Genomic DNA, 3280 nt, shown 5'->3' with positions numbered 1-3280 from the left:
GGGGGGGGGGGGGGTGGGGGGGCAGACCAGACTATTCCACCATTCAAATCCACCATTCAAACAAAATTTCCACGTAGCCCCATGGACTCGTCACATCATACGTAATAAGGTTTCCGTCAAGTTCTCCGCTTGAAGCTCCGGAAGATGTGGGCGACGAAGCGGGTGGATACCCAGCGTTTGTCAGTGTATCCACCACTATTTTTGAACATGCAATTCCGATCTCCGACGAGTTGATGCATGCTGGCGCTTCCATCATTCAAGAACATTGCATGCCTTCTGATTTCCTCGGACAAGAAGAAGCGTCGTCTGCTGGCTGACGTTCTCAATCAGATCGGTATTGGCAAAATTCACGAGACGGATACGGTTGAACACGCCATTTTGCAGCTTCGTTACGTCACCATTGACCTCGTGATTTGGGCAGAAGCTGGTGACGGCCACATCGAGCTGCTGAGGTGTGTCCGTCGCGAATTACCCACCAAAGTGCGTTCGGTTCCATTCCTGTGCGTCACCGAAGGATGGGATAATGATCGTCTGACCCAGGCTAGGGATGCGGGAGCCTCAGCCTTCGCCACGCTCCCCCTCACCCTGCGAGGGATGCTAAAAGCCGTCTCCGCTCTCCTCGGCGACTCGCGCGAATTCATCGACTGCGGCGGCTATGCCGGTCCCGACCGGCGGCGGAACGATCTTCCCAACTATCAGGGGCCGCGCCGCCGTTCCTCCGATGGAGCGTCACCCCGCCCTGCGAGAGCCGCACCGCCGAAACCGCCTCCCTCGGTTCGGCCAGAGGATTCTGCCGCCTTGCAGGGCGGCGGAAATACCGGATCGGCAGCCCGGTCGCCGCCGAAAGCCGTCACCGGGGTCGGCATGACCGCGGCATCCGGCGGTGCCCAAGACGTCGATATCCAGCATCTGCCGCCGTCCAATCGCCGCGTCCAGGTTGTCCTGGAGGCCCTGCGCATCTCCCAAGAGCTCCAAGCCCTGCTCCATGACCCCTCGGCGGAAAACGCCAAGGCGAAGATCAGCGACCACTTCAATCGCCTGATGAACCTCATGGGACTGATCCACGGCTATTGCCGGGAAGAAGGCGAAGTCGGCTCCTTCTTCAAGAAGAAATATGCCGAAATCATGGGAACAGTCAGCAAATTCTCATTTGGAATCCTGGCTTCCGGCCTTGAACGGACCGTCCAGGAATCGTCGAGAATCGTCGATGGAACCACCCCCGCCGCATTGGGATCGTCATCGAAGATCTTCTACAAGATGTCCGAATTCGACACCTTGATCACAATGCTCGGCGGCTATCCTTCGCTCTCAATCGGCCTCTTGGAGATGATCAAGACCGGATGGCTGAACGTGCTGTCCTTGGCGAGTATGGACAACGCACTTGGTGAGTTCGAGAAGGAAGACAATTCGCAGCTGAAACTTGTTGCCTCCAGGCGGCTCAACGACGCCGACATGCTCTTGCAGGAGCGCCGCACCGCCGATTCCCAGGAGGCCGCCTTCCAACGCCTCAACCAATCGCCGCCGGCATAGCGGCCCCGTCCCTATCCCAGTTCAGGCGCCTTGTCCCAGCCCCCCTTCAGGCTCAACTTCCTCATCAGGAAGCGGGAGAACCCTGGGCGGTTTACGATCATCTTATGGCCGTGTTTCTTGACCGGCGGGTAAAGCGCGGCGTGGACCACCGGAAAGAGCTTCTTCATGGACAGCGGCATGGGCATATAGGCGGAGGCGCCCGCATGGATGGCCTGGGCCTCGGCGATGACGTCGAACGCTCCCGCGTCATGGGACGGGGCCCCCAGGACGATGACCGGCAGCTTCTTCTTGCACCCGGCCTTGCCCGCTCGGATTAACCCGATGGCTTCAAATACGGACAGCCCTTCAATCCGGGAGGCGATGATCAGCAGGTCGATCTCGCAGGCCCTCAAGACGCTCAGAGCCGCCTTGCTGGTCTTCGCCTCCGTCACGCTGGCATAGCCCAACGCCCGCAGGATTTCGCTGGTCATGCCGCGCAAGCTGTCGATCCCATCCGCCAGGAGAATGTACCGCTGCACCATCATGGCCGCCTCCCCCGATAGGTTTGGAACGACTCAAGATTTATTGCGGCGCAGCAAAATTAAAAAGTGGCGGTTATTCACCACTTTTTGCGTCAGTACTGCCGCCGACTGAACTCCGCGCCGAAGCATTCTGTTTTCGCTGGAAAATCGAAGTGAGCCAACAGTCCTCCCCTCCCGGAAGAAATGGGGGCGGTCAAACCCCGGCGGGAGTCTCGACCAGATCGGCGAATTCATCCACCGCCGCCGCATTGATGACCTCCACCTTGGAGGCATCGCCGGATTGGGGAATGAAGCGAATGCGGATATGGCAGGCATGCGGTTCTTCGCGGGCGATCCTGCTTTCCAGCTCCCGGGTCAGGGCATGGCACTCCTCGACCGTGACCTGGCTCGAAATGGACAGTTGCAGATCGACTTCCCAGGTTTCCCCCATGCGGCGACCGCGCAGATCCACCACGCTGACGCCGGGATGGTGGGCGGCCAGCAATTGCCGGATTCCGTCGATACGGTGGGAGGGAACGCTGCCGTCCATCAACCCGTGGATGCTGTCCCAGGCGATCACCCCGCCGATGCGCAGAACCAGGATCGATACCAGGATGGCTGCCAGATGATCGGCCGCCACCCACCCTAGGATGGAAAGGACGATACCCGCCAGAACGGCCAGCGACGAATAGGCGTCGCCCCGATTGTCGGCGGCGGCGGCCATGATCGCGGGGCTGTTGGTGTGCTCGGCGACGCAGAGCAAATAGCGGTGCATCAGTTCGGCGGTTCCGGCGGAGATCAGGGCGCCGAAAACGGCCCAGACCTCCGGGACCTGGACATGTCCGGAGCCGAGATGGCTGACATTGTACCACAGCATGGAGGCGGCCCCGATCATCAGGCTGATGCCGATGAAATTGGCCGACAGGAATTGAACCTTGCCATAGCCATAGGGGAAGGCGGAATTGGCCGGTCGGCTGGACAGTTTCACACTCGCCAGATTAATGCCCTTGGTCAGGAAATCGCCGAAGGAATGTAGGGAATGGGCCTGAAGCGCCATGCTACCGCTCAACACGCCCAATGCGGTCTTGAAGACGGCCAGAGCCAAGGCGGTGAACATGTCCAGCCAAGCCGCCCGGTCACGACAATCCTGGCATTTGCTTGGTTTCATCTGCCTTCCCAGCATCGGCGCCGCCGATGCGCCACCTTGGCTTCTTCTATATCAGTTGCCTGCCATCCCTGGCAACCGCCCC

3 protein-coding genes are annotated in these 3280 nt (G+C 60.0%); 1 reads left to right on the top strand and 2 read right to left on the bottom strand.

What is annotated here, in order from left to right; genetic code table 11:
* The first annotated feature begins 237 nt into the window (after positions 1-237).
* Positions 238-1530 carry a hypothetical protein gene (locus MTBSS4_RS22580; RefSeq protein ID WP_254432716.1) on the top strand — a complete coding sequence of 431 codons (1293 nt, stop codon included), beginning with the start codon at positions 238-240 and terminating at the stop codon, positions 1528-1530.
* An 11-nt stretch (positions 1531-1541) separates the two neighbouring features.
* Here the strand turns inward: MTBSS4_RS22580 and MTBSS4_RS21945 are convergent, their stop codons facing one another.
* Both MTBSS4_RS21945 and mamV read right to left on the bottom strand, forming a co-directional pair.
* On the bottom strand, positions 1542-2054 hold the full coding sequence (locus MTBSS4_RS21945; RefSeq protein ID WP_173985516.1) for a hypothetical protein: 513 nt from the start codon (positions 2052-2054) through the stop codon (positions 1542-1544).
* Between the two features lie 190 nt (positions 2055-2244).
* A complete protein-coding gene (gene mamV, locus MTBSS4_RS21940) occupies positions 2245-3198 on the bottom strand; it encodes a CDF transporter MamV (RefSeq protein WP_256367426.1) in 954 nt (317 codons plus the stop codon).
* Between the last annotated feature and the right edge of the window lie 82 nt (positions 3199-3280).

The sequence above is a fragment of the Magnetospirillum sp. SS-4 genome, from assembly GCF_902729425.1.
Classification (GTDB): domain Bacteria; phylum Pseudomonadota; class Alphaproteobacteria; order Rhodospirillales; family Magnetospirillaceae; genus Phaeospirillum.
Note: the sequence above shows the minus strand (reverse complement) of the source record. Positions and strands in the feature narration are given on the sequence as shown.